At 50.8% G+C, this 20,860-nt stretch carries 17 protein-coding genes; 9 read left to right on the forward strand and 8 right to left on the reverse strand.

The features are described from left to right. Nucleotides 1-135 precede the first annotated feature (135 nt). The 4 genes from AC3WT9_RS19585 to AC3WT9_RS19600 all read right to left on the reverse strand — a co-directional run bounded on the left by AC3WT9_RS19585 (nucleotide 136) and on the right by AC3WT9_RS19600 (nucleotide 4,649). Nucleotides 136-1,845 (reverse strand): CPBP family intramembrane glutamic endopeptidase, encoded by a 1,710-nt coding sequence (locus tag AC3WT9_RS19585; RefSeq protein ID WP_492407805.1) that lies wholly within the window; start codon nucleotides 1,843-1,845, stop codon nucleotides 136-138. Between the two features lie 134 nt (nucleotides 1,846-1,979). After that, nucleotides 1,980-3,536, reverse strand: a complete 1,557-nt coding sequence (locus AC3WT9_RS19590; protein ID WP_342480616.1) for a hypothetical protein — start codon at nucleotides 3,534-3,536, stop codon at nucleotides 1,980-1,982. Continuing rightward, nucleotides 3,533-4,267, reverse strand: a complete 735-nt coding sequence (locus AC3WT9_RS19595; protein WP_342480615.1) for an ATP-binding cassette domain-containing protein — start codon at nucleotides 4,265-4,267, stop codon at nucleotides 3,533-3,535. The genes AC3WT9_RS19590 and AC3WT9_RS19595 overlap by 4 nt, the downstream gene beginning before the upstream one ends. After that, nucleotides 4,251-4,649 (reverse strand): GntR family transcriptional regulator, encoded by a 399-nt coding sequence (locus tag AC3WT9_RS19600; RefSeq protein ID WP_341096062.1) that lies wholly within the window; start codon nucleotides 4,647-4,649, stop codon nucleotides 4,251-4,253. Before AC3WT9_RS19600 ends, AC3WT9_RS19595 begins: the two co-directional genes overlap by 17 nt. A 202-nt stretch (nucleotides 4,650-4,851) precedes the next feature. On the opposite strand from AC3WT9_RS19600, the gene AC3WT9_RS19605 reads away from it, so the two are divergent. Both AC3WT9_RS19605 and AC3WT9_RS19610 read left to right on the forward strand, forming a co-directional pair. Further along, nucleotides 4,852-6,219 carry a TrkH family potassium uptake protein gene (locus AC3WT9_RS19605; protein WP_492407806.1) on the forward strand — a complete coding sequence of 456 codons (1,368 nt, stop codon included), beginning with the start codon at nucleotides 4,852-4,854 and terminating at the stop codon, nucleotides 6,217-6,219. A 15-nt stretch (nucleotides 6,220-6,234) separates the two neighbouring features. Continuing rightward, nucleotides 6,235-6,903, forward strand: a complete 669-nt coding sequence (locus AC3WT9_RS19610; RefSeq protein WP_341096059.1) for a potassium channel family protein — start codon at nucleotides 6,235-6,237, stop codon at nucleotides 6,901-6,903. A 223-nt stretch (nucleotides 6,904-7,126) separates the two neighbouring features. Here AC3WT9_RS19610 and AC3WT9_RS19615 read toward each other — a convergent pair whose 3' ends face one another. Genes AC3WT9_RS19615 through AC3WT9_RS19625 form a run of 3 tightly spaced genes read right to left on the reverse strand, consistent with a single transcriptional unit; the run spans nucleotide 7,127 to nucleotide 9,113 of the window. After that, a complete protein-coding gene (locus AC3WT9_RS19615; protein ID WP_341096058.1) occupies nucleotides 7,127-7,819 on the reverse strand; it encodes a hypothetical protein in 693 nt (230 codons plus the stop codon). Beyond that, the gene (locus AC3WT9_RS19620; RefSeq protein ID WP_341096056.1) at nucleotides 7,816-8,757 is read right to left on the reverse strand and encodes an ATP-binding cassette domain-containing protein; all 942 of its coding nucleotides are present in this window, start codon (nucleotides 8,755-8,757) and stop codon (nucleotides 7,816-7,818) included. Before AC3WT9_RS19620 ends, AC3WT9_RS19615 begins: the two co-directional genes overlap by 4 nt. Continuing rightward, nucleotides 8,754-9,113 (reverse strand): GntR family transcriptional regulator, encoded by a 360-nt coding sequence (locus AC3WT9_RS19625; RefSeq protein WP_445745048.1) that lies wholly within the window; start codon nucleotides 9,111-9,113, stop codon nucleotides 8,754-8,756. Before AC3WT9_RS19625 ends, AC3WT9_RS19620 begins: the two co-directional genes overlap by 4 nt. Before the next feature lie 325 nt (nucleotides 9,114-9,438). Between AC3WT9_RS19625 and AC3WT9_RS19630 the strand changes: the two genes are divergently transcribed. The 4 genes from AC3WT9_RS19630 (at nucleotide 9,439) to AC3WT9_RS19645 (ending at nucleotide 15,521) form a co-directional block, all read left to right on the forward strand. Further along, entirely contained in the window at nucleotides 9,439-11,706 is a 2,268-nt protein-coding gene (locus AC3WT9_RS19630) for a helix-turn-helix domain-containing protein (protein ID WP_492407807.1), read from the forward strand. 240 nt (nucleotides 11,707-11,946) lie between these two features. Further along, complete coding sequence (locus tag AC3WT9_RS19635; protein WP_492407808.1) at nucleotides 11,947-12,903, forward strand: ABC transporter permease; 957 nt, start codon at nucleotides 11,947-11,949, stop codon at nucleotides 12,901-12,903. Nucleotides 12,904-12,917: 14 nt separating this feature from the next. Then, nucleotides 12,918-13,817 (forward strand): carbohydrate ABC transporter permease, encoded by a 900-nt coding sequence (locus AC3WT9_RS19640; protein WP_492407809.1) that lies wholly within the window; start codon nucleotides 12,918-12,920, stop codon nucleotides 13,815-13,817. Nucleotides 13,818-13,874: 57 nt separating this feature from the next. Beyond that, on the forward strand, nucleotides 13,875-15,521 hold the full coding sequence (locus AC3WT9_RS19645) for a type 2 periplasmic-binding domain-containing protein (protein ID WP_492407810.1): 1,647 nt from the start codon (nucleotides 13,875-13,877) through the stop codon (nucleotides 15,519-15,521). 136 nt (nucleotides 15,522-15,657) lie between these two features. Here AC3WT9_RS19645 and AC3WT9_RS19650 read toward each other — a convergent pair whose 3' ends face one another. After that, the gene (locus AC3WT9_RS19650; RefSeq protein WP_492407811.1) at nucleotides 15,658-16,557 is read right to left on the reverse strand and encodes a LysR family transcriptional regulator; all 900 of its coding nucleotides are present in this window, start codon (nucleotides 16,555-16,557) and stop codon (nucleotides 15,658-15,660) included. 439 nt (nucleotides 16,558-16,996) lie between these two features. On the opposite strand from AC3WT9_RS19650, the gene AC3WT9_RS19655 reads away from it, so the two are divergent. The 3 genes from AC3WT9_RS19655 (at nucleotide 16,997) to sdhB (ending at nucleotide 20,588) form a co-directional block, all read left to right on the forward strand. Then, the gene (locus AC3WT9_RS19655) at nucleotides 16,997-17,662 is read left to right on the forward strand and encodes a succinate dehydrogenase cytochrome b558 subunit (protein ID WP_492407812.1); all 666 of its coding nucleotides are present in this window, start codon (nucleotides 16,997-16,999) and stop codon (nucleotides 17,660-17,662) included. A gap of 236 nt (nucleotides 17,663-17,898) precedes the next feature. Next, nucleotides 17,899-19,641, forward strand: coding sequence for a succinate dehydrogenase flavoprotein subunit (sdhA, locus tag AC3WT9_RS19660; RefSeq protein WP_038596075.1), 1,743 nt, complete (start codon nucleotides 17,899-17,901; stop codon nucleotides 19,639-19,641). Nucleotides 19,642-19,823: 182 nt separating this feature from the next. Next, complete coding sequence (sdhB, locus tag AC3WT9_RS19665; RefSeq protein WP_038596073.1) at nucleotides 19,824-20,588, forward strand: succinate dehydrogenase iron-sulfur subunit; 765 nt, start codon at nucleotides 19,824-19,826, stop codon at nucleotides 20,586-20,588. The last annotated feature ends 272 nt before the right edge of the window (nucleotides 20,589-20,860 follow it).

Consider the following 20,860-nt stretch of genomic DNA (forward strand, 5'->3'; position numbering starts at 1 on the left):
GGCAGTTTCTAATTCAGGTGTTTACCATATTGGTTGCATTGGTGCTCTATGACCGCTTCTTTAAAAGGAGATAAAACGAGGTGTTCCGCAGGCTGATGGCAGCCAGTTGGAACACCTCATTTTATTATTGAAAGCTTAATTTAAGTTGCCAGCAGGCTGAAGCGATTCTTCGGGTTCCCGTGGTTTCGGTTGACCTGGCTTGTTCGGGGGGTTAAACCGGTACACGATGTAACCGACCACGAATGGCAGGATGAGCGTCACGATTCCGGCACCTACATTTACGCTCTCCTTCATGAAGATCAGCGTGGCTCCCATCAGAATGCTGTCAAACACGACATGGCTGAACATGACGGCGATAAAGCCGTAGCGCAGGAAAATATAGCTGAACAGCAGCCCGATCACTGTCAGCTCGATCGGACGCGAGCTGATCGGGTAAATCGGATACAGTGTATGGCCGAAAGCCCAAATGAGCGTCGTGATCAGCGAGGCGATGAAGGTGTTGCGGACGATTTTTTTGAGCATCCGGATGCCGAATAGGCGGTAGACGGCTTCCTCGGACAGGCCGGCAAGCCAAGCGACGATCGGCAGCAGCCAGGCATATCTCATATTGTAGGGAGATTGGCTGGCGTCCGTGGTGGACCAGTTATGCAGCGTGAGCGACAAGATGATGAACATAATTGTCTGCACACCAAGCAGGATAAAAGCCCAGATATAACCGGTACGCATGCTGTCGAGCACATATTTGCCGTATCCCGGCTCCTTGGCGCGGGGCCAGGGATTCAGGCCTTCCTCCTTGCGCCATAAGCCGTTGCCTCCAACGAGCGAGAAGTAGAGCAGGGAGGACATCAGCAGGCTGTACAAGGCGTAAATGACGAACAAGATGGCAGCGGTTATCCGGGCCTCAGGACTGTCGCCGGATTCCGGCAGCATATTGTAAGTGCTGACCATCATGATTACAAAATGGGCCAAACTTAAGAAGATGCCGCGCACAAAGGAAGTATGGCCTCTTCGCAGAATGCTGTAGATCAAGGCGAGAATGCCAAGAGCCAGTGTCGGCAGGCCGTAGCCAAAGCGCGTCAGCGTTTGGGCCAGCGAGGTCTGGTCCTCTACATACGAAGTATGCCAGGAGGGAGCGGAAAATCCGGCCCGGAAGTAAGAAACCTCACCATCCTGGAAATTAAAGTTATAACGCAGCAGAGTTTCTCCGACTTTGACCGAATGGTCTGTATAGACAAGCCCGTATTCATTTGTACCGGCTTCGATCTGCAGCTTGGCGGGATTTACTCCCCATTGCTTGAGCCACGGGCGGGCGAGCTCCTCCTTTTTATCCAGAGAAAGCGAGGAATCACTGTTTGCACGGGCAGCAGCCGGAGCGCTTCCATAACTGGATCCGTCCCCGGATTTGATGCTGGCACCGCGGGCAAAGGCCACAACCTCTCCGGTGTACATATTGAGATCAACGGCGAGCTGGGCGTCTTTTTCTCCGGAAGCTTGAAGCACAGCATGATAGACGTCAAAGGGATAACGCTGATCCAGCTTGTTCTTGGAGTAGTCCTGCAGGAGCTTCTCCCGGGACATATATCCGTAGAAGTCCGAGTCAGTCTGATAAGTGACGGTCCAATGATCCTTTGCTGTCTCCGTATGGCCAAGCTGCTGGGCTGCGAATGCGGCGGCATGTGAACGGGCTTCGTTCTTGCTGATGACGGTGGTATCTTCTCCATTAGTACCCGAAAGGAGCTGGGGAGCTACCTGGAACATAATAAATACGATAAGACCCAGAATGCCCGATACGATAAGTTTGATGGAAAGAGGCCGCTGCTGTAAGGGCTGGCCGACGGAATTCATGAAACGCCTCCTTGTGATGGATTGATCCTGCTCTTTTCCTTAAGCTTCGTGCTTTTCTTATTATAGTATCACTTGGCGTGCAGTTACAGGAAATTTCCTGTTGTCCCTTTACGTTTACGTGAAGATTGCCAAGCTTATGCTTGTTTTGTTTGGGCTGCAGCCTTCTTCTGCGGAGTTAAGATGAGATGATAATATTTGGCTCCCGCAAAAATACAGCATGCCGCAAGGGGCAGGCCAATGGCCGCAATCCAGCCCAGCAGGCTCCAGTCCGGCATCATGCCGCTGTGTATATCCTCAGGGATCATAAATCTATTGATCAGGACGCTATGCAGGGTGCCCAGCAGCACGATCGGAAGCAGAAGTAAGGACAGTGCCGATGATTTCATCAGATAGTATTCGGCCTGCATCAGGCCCAAGGTTAGTGTCAGTGTAAGTGTATAAAGAAGAAATGAAAAGAGCAGCCATGTCAGGGCGTAAGACAGATTGTGCGGATCGGTCTTGCCTGTAATTAAGCCTATAATACTCCCTGCAATAGCGGAAAGCGCCAGAACAATGATGATCCGCATAACGGTAACCCATACAGCAGCAACTCCGGCCAGCAGTACAGTCAACCGGCTTTGCGGGAGGCCGAGCAACCAGGGCAGCTGTTTGCGTTCGAGGCTGCTGCGGCTCATCATCCACAGGAAACCGAACAGAACGGGCATCATAAACAGCGCTCTTGAGACGGACTGGATAGCTAATCCGTCTGTTGATCCGTAATAACCGGCCGCAATGATGAGCAGCGGCACTGCCAGCTTCAGGGTGACTATGACCGGATGTTTTTCTATCCGTTGTACGCGGCTGGTATGTAACCGGTACAGAGTGGTGAATGGCGCTTTGCGGATGGTAAATGTGTTTATTTTCGCGTTCTTTCCCCATCTTGAATTTGCAGATGAGGGAAGAGCGGTTGATCGGAGTTCCCCCATTGCTCCCAGTCCGTTGCGGGCGATAAGCGGCATCAGGAAGTAACAGAAGGGCCACCCGATTAGAATCAGAGCAAGTGCATACATCAACACTGCATTCGGAGAGGCATATTCCACCCCTTCCAGACCAAGAGTGGATGAGCTTAGCAAGCCGGCATAAATAAGCGGCAGCAGCCACAGTAAATTATATGGAATAACCAGCAGCACAGCAGCTTTTCGTGCACGCATAAGCAGGGTGATTGCTAGCCCCCAGACTACTGCTAAAGGCAGTGTGGCTATGATGAACAACGTATAGGAGGCAAGCGTGTAGATTAGCTCCACAGCCGGAAGCGGGGCATACCGGCCGGCAAGAGCGGAAAGGGCATATACGGCAATGGCAGATGCCATCACCAAAAAGGTGATGTTCAGGCTGTGCTTCAGCAGGCTGGCCACTTTGGCATAGAGCAGTGTAAGCCGGGAATGTGGAAAGGATAAAAACCATTCTCTGTGCTGTTGACCTTGGAATGCCAGGATGTGAAGCGTGGACAGGCCCAGCGTAACGGTCCATAGCAGCAGTGCTGCAAAGATAAACGGCGAACGCTGCGTTGCTCTGGTGGCGGGAAGATACATGCCGACCAGCACCATCACACAGAACAGCGATAAGCCAATCAGAATGCTCTTAGATTTCCCCTGTCTGGAAGGGCTGAAACGGCTGTACTCCAACTGAACAAGTGTCTTCAGCGCTGTCATGCGAACACTTCCCTGTAACGAGATTCTACCGATTTGCCGGACTGGCGGAGCAGTTCGACATCTTCGATGCTCTGGATTTGGCCTTCACCGATCAGGATCAACCGGTCAAACAGCAGCTCCATCTCGCGGATATCATGGGTTGCGATCAAGAAGGTACGGGCGCCGTCCGCCAGCTCACCCACGACCGCCGAAGCGATCCGTTCTCTGGAGATTAGATCCACTCCGGTGAATGGCTCATCGAGTATAACCAGCGGTGCCTGGCGCGACAGACAGGTCAGCAGCTGCAGCCTGGCTTCCTCGCCCCGGGACATCGCGGATATCTGCGATTCCGGTGAGACCGAAAGCTCACGGAGCAATTCCTGTGCTTTGGCTTCATCCCAGTCCGGGTAGATGCCTCCGGCAAAGCCGAGCCACTCGCGGACGGTCAGCCAGCCGGGCAGGTTGCTGCGGTCCGGCAGCATGGACAGTTCGCCGAGACACTGAACGCCTGCCGGTTTTCCGAATATGTGAGCCGAGCCGGAATCTGCTGCCGTAAGTCCGGATATGATGCGAAGCAGAGAGGATTTGCCTGCTCCGTTAGGCCCCAGAAGGCCCGTTAAGCTGCCTTGGGGAATTTGAAAGCTGATTCCGTCCAGAATTATTTTCTTCTTTACCTTAAGTTTTAAATTATTGCATTCTACTGCCGGAGCTTTCGCTGACAATCCGGCAGCCTTATTATGATTCACTGGCATTTGAATCCTCCTTATCGAAATTCAACATTTGTTCAGCAGAGATGCCGAGCGTCCCGGCAACAGCCTTGAACTCCCGGATTGCCTTGCGCATAATGGCTTTGCGCGCCTCGCCGATGACCTCTTCCTCACGGGTAACAAAAGTGCCTTGGCCCCGGTAGGTGACAATCAGCCCCACCCTCTCCAGCTCCTGGTAGGTTCTGGCGGCGGTAGTCGGATTAACTCCCCGTCCGGCGGCCAGCTCTCTGACTGAGGGCAGGCGCGAGCCGGGGGGGATAAGGCCGCTGACAATCCGTCCCTGTATGGCTTCGACAAATTGCTCGTAAATCGGAAGCGAGGGGTTGATTTGGAATTGCTCCGGCAAAAGCTCAATAGATGGGTCCATGGGGTCCTCCCCTCATAGTGGTGTTATTGGTGTATGGATACATGCCATACACTTGATGAATGAAGTGTACCACTACACACCATACAATATCAAGTGGAAAATCTCACATCCGTAAATCGCCTTTGTGAAGTTGGACAATAACGTATATAATTTGTATGTTTATTTAGTGTTTAATTTCATTTGCAGAAGCGAATATGAGAGGATGAGGAATTTGGCTTCCCCGTTTCCCAAAATTTCCAAATTCAGATTCTTGAAGCTTTCCCCGCCTCAAATACTGGTGTTAGGCTTTGCAGCCGTCATTCTGATCGGCACCCTGCTTCTGATGCTGCCCATTTCAAGTGCATCGGGTCACTCGCTAAGGTTCATTGATGCGTTGTTCACCGCAACGTCGGCTACCTGCGTGACCGGACTTGTGGTGGTAGACACGGGGACCTATTTCAGCGTTTTTGGTCAAATTACCATACTGGTGCTGATTCAAATTGGCGGCCTCGGATTCATGACGATGGCGACCTTATTCGCACTCTTGCTGAAACGCAAAATTTCGCTGCGAGACCGGCTTATCCTTCAGGAAGCCATGAATCAGAGCTCGATGGAGGGCATTGTCCGGCTGATCCGCAAGGTGCTGCTCTATTCACTTGTTATTGAGGCAAGTTGTGCAGCGCTGCTAGCGCTGCGTTGGGCGGTGGATATGCCTTTTGGCCGCGCGTTGTATTATGGCATCTTTCATGCTGTCTCGATGTTTAACAATGCCGGGTTTGATATCTTCGGCGGCTACCGCAGCCTGACCGGATACGTCAATGATCCCACTGTGAATATCGTCGTCATGTTCCTTATTGTTTCCGGCGGTATCGGGTTTATTGTCATGTCGGATCTGATGGATTACCGTAAGAGCCGCAGGCTGCTGCTGCACACCAAGGTTGTCCTGTCGATGACGGCGGCGCTGATTCTAATTGGAACAGTAGTCATTTTTGTTTTCGAGTTCACCAACTCACGCACGCTGGGTCCGCTGAACCTTGACGGCAAACTTTGGGCCTCCTTCTTTCAGTCGGTAACGCCGCGAACCGCCGGTGCCAATACGGTGGATATCGCCGGGTTGCGCCAGGCTTCGCAGTTTTTCATCGTAATTCTGATGTTTATCGGGGCTTCCCCGGGCTCGACTGGCGGCGGGATTAAGACAACAACGTTCACCCTGATGATCGGGGCGGTAGTTTCGATGCTGCGCGGACGTGAGGATATCGTGCTGTTCCGCTACCGGGTGGCGCAGGAGCGTGTGTTCAAGGCGCTGACAATTACGCTGCTTGCTTTACTGCTGATTGTTTCCGTATCGATGGTGTTGTCCACCACGGAAGGACGCCCCTTCCTGATGATTCTGTTCGAAACGACCTCGGCCTTCGCCACTGTGGGCCTCAGCATGGGATTGACACCGGAATTAACGGAAGCCGGCAAGATTCTGATCAGCCTGACCATGTTCGCCGGAAGGCTGGGTCTGCTGACCCTGGCGTATGCGCTTGGCCCGAAACAGGGTAAAGCATTGTATAAGTATCCGGAAGGCAAAATGATAATTGGATAAGGGGCTAAACGAATTATGAAACCACAGCAGTTTGTCGTAATCGGTCTCGGCCGTTTTGGCTCAAGCCTTGCGCTTGAACTGATGGCCATGGGCTATGAGGTGCTTGGGATTGACCATCAGGAGGACCGGGTTGAAGAGATGAGCGGCCGGCTGACCCATGCCGTAATGGCGGATGCTACAGATGAAGGAATTATGCGTTCGCTGGGGGTGCGTAATTTTGACTGCGGTATTGTGGCAATTGGAGATAACATGGAGCGCAGCATACTGGCGGCGATCCTGCTCAAGGAGCTTGGTGTAAAGCAGGTGGTTGGCAAAGCGATAACGATTCTTCACGGGCGGGCGTTGTCCAAGCTGGGGGTCGACCGGGTTATTTTCCCCGAGCGGGATATGGGTGTCCGTGTGGCACATCAACTGGTGACGCCCAATCTTCTGGACTATATCGAAATCTCCAAGGATTATAAAATTGTCGAGCTGACCGTGCCTTCCTGCATGAATGGCAAAAGCCTCTCGGAGCTGAACACCCGGGCCAGATACGGCTGCAGCATCATTGCCCTGAACCGCGAGGACGGGATCATCGTTGCTCCTACCGCGCATGACCATGTGAATGAGGGTGATATTATGGTGGTCATTGGCTCCAATCAGAGTATTGAAGAGTTCGAGGACGGAGCTGTAAATGTGGATTAGTGCTATATGCCCGTCTGCGTAGAATTATAAAAGGAATATAAAAACGCCCGGATGCGTATCCGGGCGTTTTGCTATGTGAAAGCGAGGAAATGGTAGTGAATATCTGTGAATAGCCTGTAGTAAATGTCTGGTGACAAATCCGCGCCTTTTTTTAACTCATCTAAGGTATCTCTTTGAATGTGATGTAGCAGTATATTTTTCTGGGGCAGAACCTGTATCTAATCTACATACGAACGGGAGCGCGGCGGTAAATCAGCCAGCCGATTAGCACCAGTGCCAGAATAGCTGCCCAAAGCATGAGCGAGCTCTCGGCGGGAAGGGTTTCGGGGGAAAGCGGAAGCAGTCCGGACTCATCGGTGATCGGAAGAGAAGGCATCAGGTTTACGGCCAAATTTAGGAGTCCGACATAGAGAATTAAAGAGAAGATGCCTTTTATGGTTCCGAGCCGGTGAAAGCAGGCGATAATCACAAAGAGGGCAAGCGAAACGGCAATTAGGCCCACCGCAAATAAATACCAATGAAGCAGAAAAGGCTTGCCGCTGCTGATTTCCATGCCAAGGGAGGGCATTAAAGCTTTGCCGATTTCCGACAGCACAGTTTCCGCAAATGCGGCAGAAACGCAAAAGATTGCGGAGGCCAGAATCGTGCTGAAATAGAAGTTCTTGCGGGTTACACTAAATCCGCTCATCAGCGGAAACGTTAGATTGGCGTTCACTACCACATTGATTAAGGTGAATATCACAATCACATTGCGGCTGAGCCCGAAGATATTGTGCTCCGTTATGGTGACCAGTGAAGGCAGGAAGAGCTTCAACAGTAATTGTGCAGTGTTGACCAGCAATAGTACACAGAAGAGGATGATTGTGGCTCTGCGGTAATCCTTCAAATGGAATTTCGTCAAATTGCGTAAGCTCATAGGTTACCTCCTCCTTGGCCGTTGGCAGTATCTCTAAGTGTCATATACACGAACAGCTTTTGCAGGGGGATTGGAGACAGCTCCACACCTTGTTCCTGCAGTGTTCTGCGTTCAGTCGGATCTGTGAGGTCTTCCAATGCCAGCATAAGCTTGCCGCCCAGCCGTTCAGTGTGCAGGTTCCGAACATCCCCGGACAGCTTCTCAAGCACTGCGGCGGGGCCGGTAGCATAAGAAGCTTTGGCGGCAAATTCCTCCACGGGACCGTTGTAAGCGATGGTGCCTTTTTTGACATAAGCTATTTGTTCAAATAAATTTTCGGCCTCATCAATGAGATGGGTCGAAATCACGAAGGTGCGGGGATATTTGCCATAATCCTCAAGAAGTATCCGGTAAAAGATTTCCCGCATCGAGGCATCCAGCCCAAGGACAGGTTCATCCAGCAAGGTCATTGGAGCACGGCTTGCCAGTCCTTTGATGATTCCGGCCATTGATTGACCGCCGCGCGAAAGCTGTTTGTACTTCTTGCTGCCGCCAAGTTGGAATTTGTTCATCAGGTCTTCGGCCAGAGTTGCATCCCAATAGGGATAGAACAGTGAGGCATAACTATAGATTTGCTTAAGAGAGTACTCGTTCCAGGACCGTTCATAGGTCTTAACCATACAGATACTGCTTAGAACTGAAGGGTTTTCATGTACCGGCATGCCGCCGTAGGTAATAGTTCCGCTGTCTGGAAACAACAGGCCGGCGATTAGTGCAAGTAAAGTGGTTTTGCCGCTTCCATTGGCACCAATAAGTCCGTGAATCGTCTCCGGTTTCAATATAAGCGAAGCATCTTGTACCCCCTGGCCTCCGTGGAAGATCTTTCTGACATGATTCAGCTCAAGCTCTGCCTCGGGCAGTGCTGCCTTCGCCTCAATCGTCTTCCTGGTGATCATCATCGGTTCTCATCCCCCTTGCGGATCATTTCAGACAGTTGCCCAGCCGTAATGCCGAGCTTGCCGGCTTCACGGATCATGGCCACCACATACTGCTCATAAAACTGCTGCCTGCGCTTATCCGTCAAGTCCGCACGCGCACCTGCTGCCACAAACATCCCAATTCCCCTCTTCTTGTACAATATTCCTTGCTCCACGAGCAGATTCACGCCTTTGGCCGCTGTCGCCGGATTGATGCCATAAAACGAAGCGAACTGATTCGTGGAAGGCACCTGAGATTCTTCCGGTATGGTTCCATCTATGATGTCATTTTCTATTCGCTCTGCGATCTGTACGAATATTGGCCGGGTGTCATCCATTTGAAATCCCAATGCTTCACCACCTAACTGGTTGATTACTTATGTAACTAACCATAGAGGATAATAGATCCGATGTCAAGGAGGGGATGGCTATAGCATCGTCAATTTTCCTGATTTGTTTGAAAATTTTTCCTATACATATATTTAAAATGTTTTTTATAATGATAAAATAACAATAGCCGGGTTATCTGTTTTGAATTAAAATGTAAGCGGTAACAGTAAATACTGCTACTGGTGCTGGTGTGAATACCGGATTTGCCATGGAGTACGTCCACAGAAGTATTGTTCAATCTACGTATCTACAGAAATCATAAGGGGAGCAAATATGAAAAAAACACCGATGCTGCTGCAGCTGGCATTGATTCTATTCTGCGTCATGGCCATTCCGACAGCCATCCTGACGTGGTACAGCGGGGCACAGCTTTTACAGAACTCAGAGGAGGCTATCGGAGAATCCACACTCGCCGGGCTGAATGCCAACCGCAAGCTGAACGAAAGCGCGCTCTCTAACCTGGCGCAGGATACGGCACGTTCGGCTGCAACTAACGTTTTTGACCGCATTCGCAATTTCGAGACGTTCGAAGAACTCAACTCCAATTACAATAACGTGAGCAGCGCGCTGATAGTGATGAAGGAGTTGATGAATTTGAACCGCCGGGTAGATGGGGCGGAATCCTCCTACTTCTACTTGAATGATTCGGATTATGTTATTTCTACTGACAACGGGATCACGAAGCTGGAGCGGTATGAGTCGATCAGCTGGACAACAGAAGCCCTTGAGGGGCGGAGAGGAATCAGCGGCGTATGGGTTCCCCGCAAGCTGGACTCGGGCGTCAATGTTGTATCGTATGTGTATCCTCTCAATCGTCTGTCTTCCACCACGCACGGATTAATCATCGTTAACATAAGCGAGAGCCAGATCGGTAAATATTTGCATGAAACAGAAGTCGGAGACAGCAACCACCTGCTTCTGGCATCGGACGGCACAATAATATCCTACAAGGACAAGTCGAAGCTGCTCACTGACGGTTATGAGCTGCCCTTTATTCGGGATATGCTGACTCAGGATCCAAGTGAAGGTTATACATTCCGTGAGCTTGATGGCAAACGGATGGTTTACGCCTGGAGCCGCTCTTCATTGTCCGGATGGTGGAATGTGAGCTGGAGTTCTATGGATGAGCTGATGACCAAATCACGTGATATGCAGGGGAATATCATTTTGCTTACGGGTGCTATTATATTGCTGGGCACGGTTATGGCTGTCGTTCTCGCAACTTGGCTGTCTAGACCGGTAAGGCAGCTGGTGCGGACGATACGCTCCAAAAGCGATTTGGGTATGGTGAATAAGAATGAGCTTGCCTTCCTGGATATGGCGTTCAAACGAATGCAGGAGGAAGAGGACAGTCTGTTCCAGCTGCTGCAGGAGCGTGAGCAGGATACCCGCAGTCTCGCTGTTCACCGTCTTTTGCGCGGAGAGATTCCGCCCCGGATCACGGAGGTTTTTCCGGAAGCGTGTTACAGAATCGCCGTTGTCTCCATCGACCAGTATAGAGTATATGTGGGCAATACCAATGTGGAGACACGCAGCTACCACCGGTATCTGCTTAATACGAAGTACGAAAGCTTCTTTCCAGAGGGGATTCTGGCCCGTTCTGTCTATCATAACGACGGCTGTATTGTGATTGTGATGAACTTTGCTCCGGGTGAGGATGAGCGGAGCAGCGGGCTGATCCATCAGGCCCTGGAAAAGGTCGGGGATCAGTCGCTTGCGCTGCTGGAACATTCGGTCACGATCGGATTAAGTAATTTGGCTGATACACCCCTAATGGTTGCCCAGCGGTTGTTTGAAGCGATGGAATTGATTAAGCAGCGGATGATTAATGGTGCCGGCAGCATTATGTACTGGGAGGATGAGGGGGAGAACAGCCGTAAATATATCGACTTCGACAGCAGTGAGCGACGGATTCTTAATTTCCTGGACGCCGGCAACCTGGACGGGATATTCAAAGAGCTTCAGAGCATCCGCTGTCAGATCAGCTCGGAAGAGAATATTTCCTATGATAATATCATGTTCATTTATCACCAGCTGATAGGTGCGACCATCAAGCATCTTCGTGAGAATCATATCGGTACCGGAAGAATGTTTATGGGTAAAGGCAACATATACACCATTCTGGCTGCGATGGATACGCTTGATGAGCTTGAGGAGTATTTGCATGAAATTTTCCGTGAAATTGTACAGAGTCTGGACCGCAGCACGGGTGAAACCAATCATGGAGAACGGATCATTCAATATTTGAAGGAAAATTACCGTGAAGAAATTGTATTTGAGGATATGGCTAAAGAAATCGGCATCAGCTACTCTTATATGCGCAAGATCGTATATGAGCTAACCGGAAACAGCATGATTGATTATCTTAATCAGCTGCGTATCGAGAAGGCCAAGGAACTGCTGCTGGATACCGACCTGACGATCAAGCAGATTGCAGCAGAGGTGGGCTATCATAATGTCCAGAGCTTCAACCGGTTTTTCCGCAAGTACGAAGGCATGCCGCCGAGCAGCTACAAGTCGGCCAAGAGCAAGAGCTCCTAGGAGCCTGCTTCTGGCCGGCAGACGGCGGCTTTTTTTGTTAATGAAAGCGTTTTATTTTTGGGAATACCTATCATAATTGATCATCAGGATGCTGCAGATGCCGCTAAAACCGCGGCCTGATCAAATTTGATGGGGTTCATCAATACTCATGATTTTCAAAACCGGGCAAAGGGGATAGCATTGAACTCGAGCTGGTGAACACAACCGGCAAGGAGATAATTTGGTGGAGGAGGTGAAAGTTTGAAAGTTGCAAGCGCTTCAAAAACAAATGGAACCGCCTTATTAAGAAACAAACAGGGACTCGGGTATTTCTTACAGCGTGACTGGCAGCTCTATTTACTATTATTGATTCCGTTATCTTTTGTAATCGTATTCAAATATCTGCCGATGACAGGACTCGTGCTTGCTTTTAAAGACTACAAGATTGCAAGAGGGGTTTGGGGCAGTGAATGGGTTGGTTTTGAAGTATTCCGGGATATTTTCTCCAAACCAGACTTCACCCGTGCTGTCCGCAATACGCTGATGCTCAATATTCTTGATCTCGTCTTCAGCTTCACGATGCCGATCGTACTGGCTCTGCTGCTGAATGAAGTCAAAAGCGTAAGGTTCAAACGCGTAAACCAAACCATGCTGTACTTGCCGCACTTCCTGTCCTGGGTCATTATCGGGGCGATCGCTTATCAGCTGCTTAGTCAAGGAAACGGTGTCGTCAATAATTTGATTGAGCTTATGGGCGGTAATCGTATTCCGTTCCTCCAGGAAGATACGAATTGGCTGATCAGCTATCTGGCAATCGGTGTGTGGTCGAGCATGGGGTGGGGGACCATCATCTATTTGGCGGCCATTAGCGGTATTAACCCGGAGATGTATGAAGCAGCTACCGTTGATGGAGCAGGTCGCTGGAGAAAGGTATGGAATATCACAGTTCCTTCCATCCGTGCAACCATTGTAACCTTGCTGATCATGAACCTGGGGAAGATAATGGAGGGCTCGTTCGAGCGTATATTCGTTCTGCAGAACAAGGCCACGACAGAGTACACAACGACCATACCGGTTCTGGTGTACCGTTGGGGGATCGAAAGCGGCAATTTCAGCCGGGCGACAGCGATAGGACTCTTCCAATCCGTCATTGGTATTCTTCTTGTAATAACGGCTGACCGCGTGGCTAAAAAGCTCGGCGAGGATGGAATATTATAGAAAGGAGAGAAACCATGAGAGCATTAACCGGCAACCCTGCCGCACCACGTAAAGGGCGTTTGGACATCTGGGAATTGCTGATCCGCCTCGTTCTGATCATTGCTTCGCTAGCGTGCTTGTTGCCGTTTCTTCATGTGGTGTCGAAATCCCTGAGCGCAGACTCCTTTGTCATTGCAAATAAGGTCTTTCTGTGGCCGCAGGGCTTCACCATAGAAGCGTACAAGAAAATCTTCGCGGATGCCAGTATACTCCGGTCACTGTACATCTCAGTTATAGTGACAGTGCTGTTCACCATTCTGGGGATGGTTCTGACCATCTGCGCCGCGTACCCGCTGTCCAGATCTCAGCTGAAGGGCCGTAGAGTAATCACCTTCATCTTTTTGTTCACGATGTACTTTAGTGGAGGTATCATCCCGGACTATATGAACATTAACAATCTGGGACTGATGGATACGATATGGTCACTGATTTTACCATTGTCGTTCAGCGCCTTCAATCTGCTGATTATGAAGACTTCTCTAACGAGCGGTATTCCCGTAAGTCTGGAAGAATCTGCACGGATCGACGGTGCCGGGCATTTTCGGATCCTGCTCAGCATTGTCATCCCGTTGTCCAAACCGATTATCGCGACACTCTCTCTCTTCTACGCGGTTGGACGCTGGAATGTTTACCAGGATGCATTGTTCTATATCAAGCATGAGATCTCACTTCGGCCTCTGCAGCTCAAGCTGTATTATCTGGTCATTCAGGCCAGTGAGAGCTTTCAACTGGAAGCAACCCAGGTATCTCTTAGTAATCCGGAAGTATTAAAGGCATCAGTCGTTGTATTTGCAACCCTGCCCATTCTTTGCGTCTATCCCTTTGTTCAGAAATACTTCGTTCAGGGCGTTATGCTCGGAGCAGTCAAGGAGTAATCTTGTGTTCCAGAATAGTAATTCTACAGTCCGAAAATTTAAATTGGGGGAATTGCGATGAACAAAAAAAGAGTTGTTTCGTTAATGATGGCATCTGTCATGACGGCCGGTATGCTGGCCGGGTGCTCCGGGGGAAATAACAATAATCAGAGTGCTCAGCCTAACAGTCCTGCTGAGACGGCGGCAGCCAATAATCAGAGCGAAGGAAGCTATCCTGATTATACGAAGGGTTTTGAGAAGAAGGTTAGTCTGGATATCCCGGTTTATGAGCGGGCGTTCGAGGGCTGGAATGTAACCGACAACTATTATACCCGCTGGGTTCAAGCGGAATTCGGTGACAAATACAATATCGAAGTCAATTACGTGCCGATTACCCGTAACAGCGAAGTGACCGATTACGAGCAGCTTCTGGCGTCACATAAGGCCCCTGATATTATTTTCCACTATGATATGCCACAGGCACTTACCTATTACGGCGAGGATGTTATGCAGCCGCTGGACTATGCTGAAATCGAGAATTATGCACCGACATATTGGAAAAGTATGGGCGAAACGATCAAGCAATATGGTGTTGTAGACGATAAGAATACCTTCTTCTTCGCCGCCCGTCCCGAAGCTGACAATTTCACATCCATCATCCGCAAAGACTGGGTGGAGAAGGTTGGCATGAAGGTTGAAGATTTGACTTCTCTTGAGAAGTACAATGAGATGCTGGTGAAATGGAAAGAAGCCGGACTGGGAGTAACTGGCGGCAGCTTGCTTCAAAACAATTTCAACTACAATTACGCCTTCCGCGATTGGCCAGTCGATCCGAAATACCGCGCGCTTTATTCAGATCTGAGCGTTGCGGATTTGACCAGCGCCGATACTGAGCGTTTCTTGCGTAATATGAACTATCAATACAATAACGGCCTCCTTGATAAGGAATTCTATCTGCGAAACGATGATAATAAGATTAAATCCGAATTCGTTGCCGGAAAAACAGGCAACTACGGATTCTATCTCACGAACAATACAGACGTCTTTGCTGCTACCCTGGCGAACAACCCGGATGCCGAATTTGCCATAGTGCCTCCTTTTGCAGGTGTTCCTGAGGGGCTCAAGCCTCAAGGACGCGCTTACTGGCCGTTTGGCTTCATCATGGGTATCAACTATGAAACCTCGCCTGAGGAGCGTGCTGCAGTCTGGATGTATCTCGAATGGCTCAGTCAGCCGGAAAATCTGTTCAAGTTCCAAAACGGTGTTGAAGGCGAAAACTATACGCTTGACGCAGACGGTATCGCTGTAAAAAAAGCAGACTATAAGGGCGAATCCGTCCTGGCACAGAACAATAACAAGGACTACTGGGGCCTAGTGACTGAAATCGCGCAATATCCGGAAGCTGACAAGACCCTCAAAGCGAATCTCCGCAACTGGGCACCGGCCGGCTACGAGAATCTCGCCGATGATATGGTGAAATACTACAACGAGGTTGCGGAATTCCGCACACCGGATGCCATGTTCACCGTTGTGCTTGAGAAGGTAAATGAGTATAAAGCCGATCTGAACTCACTCTTCCAGGATCTGTACGTGAAGTGCGTGCTTGCTCCGGAGGCTGAATTCGATGCGACCTATGCAGCAGCCAAGAAGACTTACCTGGAAGCAGGCTACCAGGAAATTCTCGACGAGAAGCAAAAGGCGATCGACGCAGGAAAATTCCGTTAATTCCAGCATCTGCGGGCCTGTATTCAAACTGAATTACAAGCTGGCGCTCAATATAGCAGAATAACTGCCCGTGTACGCGCAAATACCTGGCAAAGCCGATCCATAGCAATATGGGGGCTTGCCGGGTATTTGCTCGTTATTCGTGTCCAGGCAGAAATACTTCCTCCGTAACCTGCACAAGGCAGCGTGCCGCCGTGCTCAGGCTGCCGCTTCCCTGGTAGATCAGGCAGGTGGTCCGCTGGGTCTGCTCCAGTTCCTTAATATGGAGAGAGACCAGCCCGCCTCCGTTCAGCAGCTCCGGACGAAGATACGACTTCGGCAGCAGCGCTGCAGCCTTGATGGTAGGCAGCAGCCGGACGATGGCTTCGAAGGAGTCGATCTCCATGCGCACATCCGGCTCCACGCCGCAGCGCTGGAACAGCTCATCGGTCATGCGGCGGTACCAGGTTCCCTTGGAGAACAGAATCATCGGCAGCCGCGCGAGATGGTCCATCGTCAGCTTCGCCGGCAGGGTCAGCGGATGATGACTGGAGACGACCAGCCGCAGCTGGTCCTCGAACAGCGGGATGCAGCGCAGCCCCGGCTCCTGTATGGAGGAGGCGATAATACCGACATCGCATTTGCCTTCGCTGACCGAGGAGACGATTTCATGTGTTTTTCCGGTAATCAGCTTCAGCTCGGCTGCCGGATATTTCTCCGTGTAGGCGTTCACAAGCGGCGGCAGTGTGGTCTGCAGTGTCGTTAGACTGGCGCCAAGTGTCACGAACTGCGGCTCACCTTCCCTGAATTTGGACAATGCCTCCAGAAATTTGGACCGTTGCTGGCGTTGCTCCAGCGCATAAGTATAGGTGAGACGGCCAACCTCGGTCAGCTCCAGCCGTTTGCCGAACCGGTTGAACAGGGCGACGCCCAGCCGTTCCTCCAGCTTGGAGATTTTACGGGAGAGCGCGGGCTGGGACAGATTAAGCTGGCGTGAAGCCCGGTTAAGGCTGGAATGCTCCACAACTGCAGCAAAAATATCCAAATCGTCGAACATAACAGAGGTCTCCTTTCATCCAACTTGTAGTAATGCTGATAACTTTATATCAGTGTCCCTGTAGTGAAAGTGATAAAAGGCATAGCCGCTACGGATAGCTCTTCTTGAAAAAGGTTGAAGGACCGGCGAAATCTATGGAATCACCGTTATAAATGAGAATTATTATCATATTAAAAATATTCTTATGCAATTATTGTATAACGTTTAATAATTAGATTGCAATTCCCTTATAAGAGAAAAAAGAGTAACATGAAAAGTGACACAAGATATTCACATATTGTGAATAATAAAGCAAAGTCCGGGAAAGCAATGGATAGTGGTGAAAATAGAGATTCAGGTGATGGTTTTAAACCTTAGTTCCCCTGTTTCAACTGTACTCCCGGCGGTGTATGCTCATTAATGAAAACGCTGTTTTTTATTCGGAAAGGGGACACTTTGCATGAGAGGATTTTATTCCAGAAAGATTCATTCCTTGCTCGGCATTATCCCGCTTGGGGGCTTTTTCCTTGAGCACATGCTGACGAATTTCGCGGCAGTGGAGGGTGGCGCTTCCGGCTTCACAGACAGTGTGCTATGGCTCAACAGCCTGCCGCTAGTCTTCTTCCTGGAATTGTTCGGCATATGGCTGCCGCTGCTGTACCACGGGGTTTATGGGCTATACATCGCCTATCAGTCCAAGCCAAACTTGAACCGGTACAATCTGGAAAGAAACTGGCGGTATACGCTGCAGCGTGTAAGTGGAGTCATCACTTTCGTGTTCATCGTCTGGCATGTGTTCGAAACCCGGTTCCAGGTGGCGCTCGGGAATGTGGAGCATGAGGAACTTGGCAGTGTAATGCATAATATCGTTACCCAGCCGCTTCTTCTAGCCGTGTATATAATTGGGATTCTGGCGGCCTGCTTCCACTTTTCCAATGGCCTATGGTCATTCCTGATCAGCTGGGGGATTACCGTGGGGCCGCGTTCACAAAGAGTGTCCTCTATTCTTTGTCTCGGACTTTTCGTCCTTGTCAGTTTCATGTTCCTGCTGTCGCTGGTCACTTTCCGTGACAGTGAATTCCAGGCTACAGCCTCTGCGCTGCAATCCCTGCGGACTTTTATTTAAGAATAGTTGGCATATACTCCAGTGTGGAGCGAACTGCCATTTATGCAAATATCCACAAGGCTGATTTACAGCTGACATCATTACATGTTTGACAGCCTATGCTTCCGAGGCCGGTTTGAACGAAGCTTTTCAGGAAGTGTATGCTCACAAAACTAAAGCATATGCTTCCGAAGCCAGTTTTGTACGAGGCGGATACTCAGAAGTCTATGCTCACAAAACTTTAGGAGTGAACAATCATGGCATCAGCCGATATCATTATCGTGGGCGGCGGGCTGGCCGGCCTGATGGCTACCATCAAGGCGGCGGAATCCGGCGCACATGTGCATTTGTTCTCACTGGTTCCAGTCAAAAGATCGCACTCGGTCTGTGCGCAGGGCGGCATCAACGGCGCTGTAAATACGAAGGGCGAGGGGGATTCGCCCTGGGAGCATTTTGATGACACCGTCTACGGCGGTGACTTCCTGGCGAACCAGCCGCCGGTTAAGGCGATGTGTGAAGCCGCACCGGGCATCATCCATCTGATGGACCGGATGGGCGTAATGTTCAACCGTACCCCGGAGGGGCTGCTCGATTTCCGCCGGTTTGGCGGAACGAAACGGCACCGTACCGCTTTTGCCGGGGCTACAACCGGCCAGCAATTGCTGTATGCGCTGGATGAACAGGTTCGCCGCTGGGAAGCGGAAGGCCTGGTGACCAAGAGCGAGAACTGGGAATTCCTTTCCGTCGTCCTTGATGATGAGCGCGTCTGCCGCGGCATCAGCGCCCAGAACCTGAAGACGATGGAGATCCAGACCTTCCCTGCGGACGCGGTCATTCTGGCCAGCGGCGGTCCGGGAATCATTTTCGGCAAAACGACCAACTCCGTGATCAACACAGGGACGGCAGCCAGTGCTGTATATCAACAGGGTGTGCATTATGCCAACGGAGAATTCATCCAGATTCACCCGACCGCAATCCCCGGCGACGACAAGCTGCGGCTGATGTCGGAATCGGCACGCGGCGAAGGCGGACGTATCTGGACCTATAAGGACGGTAAGCCGTGGTACTTCCTGGAAGAGAAATACCCGTCTTACGGAAATCTGGTGCCGCGCGATATCGCAACCCGGGAAATCTTTAATGTCTGTGTGGACCAGGGGCTCGGGATTAACGGCGAGAACATGGTGTATCTGGATCTCTCCCACAAGGATCCTAAGGAGCTTGACGTCAAGCTGGGCGGCATTATTGAAATTTATGAGAAATTCATGGGCGATGATCCCCGTAAAATACCGATGAAAATCTTCCCTGCCGTGCATTACTCCATGGGCGGCATGTGGGTAGATTACAATCAGATGACCAACATTCCCGGCCTGTTCGCGGCAGGGGAATGCGAATACCAATACCACGGTGCGAACCGGCTCGGCGCGAACTCGCTGGTCTCGGCGATTTATGGCGGCATGGTCTCGGGGCCGAAGGCCGTTGAATATATTAAAGGCCTGAAGAAATCGGTGCAGGACATTTCTTCCACCGTGTTCGACAGCTTCCACAAGAAGCAGACGGACAAATATGAGTCACTGCTGGCGATGTCCGGCACGGAGAACGCCTATGTGATTCATAAGGAACTGGGCGAATGGATGACCGCAAATATGACCGTTGTGCGTGACAACGTCAAGCTGGAAGCGACCATCGGCAAAATTAAAGAGCTCAAGGAGCGTTACCGCAACATCAACATGAATGATACTTCGCGCTGGAACAACCAGGGTGTGGCCTTCACCCGCCAGCTCTGGAACATGCTGGAGCTGTCCGAGGCGATGACACTCGGGGCGCTGCTGCGGAACGAAAGCCGTGGAGCGCACTACAAGCCGGAATTCCCGACACGCAACGACGAGGAGTTCCTGAAGACGACTAAAGCGACATGGAGCGCGGATGGCCCGCAGATCTCTTATGAAGCAGTAGATGTCTCACTGATTCCTCCGCGGGTACGGGATTATTCGAAGGACTAACCGGTTAATGGTGCCGCTTGAATGAGCCCTGAACCTATGAGGAATATGGGAATTCGATTCAGGCTGGCTGAAGCCTACGGAAACAAGCAATTCTGGCCGGAGAAATAATCGGAAATATAGCAGTTATGGCACGAAGAAATACGTTCAAGTAATGCTTACCAAACTTTTAGGAGGTAACTGATATGGCGGAAACTGCTGCAGCTCCCAAAAACGTAAAGTTTATAATTACCCGCCAGGACGAGCCGGAGAGCTCACCGTATGTCGAGGAATTTGAGCTGGCCTACCGTCCGGGGATGAACGTGATCAGCGCTTTGATGGAAATCCAGCGTAATCCGGTTAACGCCAAGGGTGACGGTACGGTTCCGGTATGCTGGGATTCCAACTGTCTGGAGGAAGTGTGCGGTGCATGCTCCATGGTGATAAACGGCAAACCGCGCCAGGCCTGTGCGGCGCTGATCGACAATCTGGAGCAGCCGGTGCGCATCGAGCCGATGAAGACGTTCCCTGTGGTACGTGATCTGGTGATCGACCGCAGCCGGATGTTTAATGCGCTCAAACGCGTCAAGGCATGGATTCCGATTGACGGAACCTATGACTTGGGTCCGGGGCCGCGGATGGCGGAGAAGAAACGCCAGTGGGCCTACGAATTGTCTAAATGCATGACCTGCGGCGTCTGCCTGGAGGCTTGCCCCAATGTCAATGAGAAGACCAATTTCATCGGGCCGGCGGCCATTTCCCAGGTGCGCCTGTTCAACGCCCATCCTACGGGTGAGATGAACGCCGATGACCGTCTGGATGCGTTGATGGAAGACGGCGGCATCGACGGCTGCGGCAACTCGCAGAACTGTGTGAGGGCCTGCCCGAAAGGCATCCCGCTTACAACCTCCATCGCGGAGATCAACAAACAGACAACCAAGCATATGTTCAAGCGTTGGCTGGGAGTGTAAATTGTAAATTTACTCTTTTCCCCCTCCATTTTTGATTTACTGCTATCTATCTTTCCTGAGCCACTTTCGCGGTGCTATTTTGCCGCAGGGAGTGGCTTTTTCGCATTCAGTGGCTGCATATCCTGATGAAGCTCCAGAAGGAATCGGGAGGACGGGTGAGTGTTATTACTTCTGCATTCAGGGGCATAAGCACTTAAGGGTTGCCTGTTTCTTTTGGCGGTATAAATGGGTACATTTTTAGACAGTCCCTTCTTAACGAGCAGAAGGTGTAT

The sequence above is a fragment of the Paenibacillus sp. EB106-06-01-XG199 genome (assembly GCF_058791575.1).

Bases quoted from the DNA above. Each gene is read 5' to 3' on its own strand.
- AC3WT9_RS19585 (WP_492407805.1), bottom strand. From the start codon at position 1,845: ATGAATTCCGTCGGCCAGCCCTTACAGCAGCGGCCTCTTTCCATCAAA.
- AC3WT9_RS19590 (WP_342480616.1), bottom strand. From the start codon at position 3,536: ATGACAGCGCTGAAGACACTTGTTCAGTTGGAGTACAGCCGTTTCAGC.
- AC3WT9_RS19595 (WP_342480615.1), bottom strand. From the start codon at position 4,267: ATGCCAGTGAATCATAATAAGGCTGCCGGATTGTCAGCGAAAGCTCCG.
- AC3WT9_RS19600 (WP_341096062.1), bottom strand. From the start codon at position 4,649: ATGGACCCATCTATTGAGCTTTTGCCGGAGCAATTCCAAATCAACCCC.
- AC3WT9_RS19605 (WP_492407806.1), top strand. From the start codon at position 4,852: ATGAGGAATTTGGCTTCCCCGTTTCCCAAAATTTCCAAATTCAGATTC.
- AC3WT9_RS19610 (WP_341096059.1), top strand. From the start codon at position 6,235: ATGAAACCACAGCAGTTTGTCGTAATCGGTCTCGGCCGTTTTGGCTCA.
- AC3WT9_RS19615 (WP_341096058.1), bottom strand. From the start codon at position 7,819: ATGAGCTTACGCAATTTGACGAAATTCCATTTGAAGGATTACCGCAGA.
- AC3WT9_RS19620 (WP_341096056.1), bottom strand. From the start codon at position 8,757: ATGATGATCACCAGGAAGACGATTGAGGCGAAGGCAGCACTGCCCGAG.
- AC3WT9_RS19625 (WP_445745048.1), bottom strand. From the start codon at position 9,113: ATGGATGACACCCGGCCAATATTCGTACAGATCGCAGAGCGAATAGAA.
- AC3WT9_RS19630 (WP_492407807.1), top strand. From the start codon at position 9,439: ATGAAAAAAACACCGATGCTGCTGCAGCTGGCATTGATTCTATTCTGC.
- AC3WT9_RS19640 (WP_492407809.1), top strand. From the start codon at position 12,918: ATGAGAGCATTAACCGGCAACCCTGCCGCACCACGTAAAGGGCGTTTG.
- AC3WT9_RS19645 (WP_492407810.1), top strand. From the start codon at position 13,875: ATGAACAAAAAAAGAGTTGTTTCGTTAATGATGGCATCTGTCATGACG.
- AC3WT9_RS19650 (WP_492407811.1), bottom strand. From the start codon at position 16,557: ATGTTCGACGATTTGGATATTTTTGCTGCAGTTGTGGAGCATTCCAGC.
- AC3WT9_RS19655 (WP_492407812.1), top strand. From the start codon at position 16,997: ATGAGAGGATTTTATTCCAGAAAGATTCATTCCTTGCTCGGCATTATC.
- sdhA (WP_038596075.1), top strand. From the start codon at position 17,899: ATGGCATCAGCCGATATCATTATCGTGGGCGGCGGGCTGGCCGGCCTG.
- sdhB (WP_038596073.1), top strand. From the start codon at position 19,824: ATGGCGGAAACTGCTGCAGCTCCCAAAAACGTAAAGTTTATAATTACC.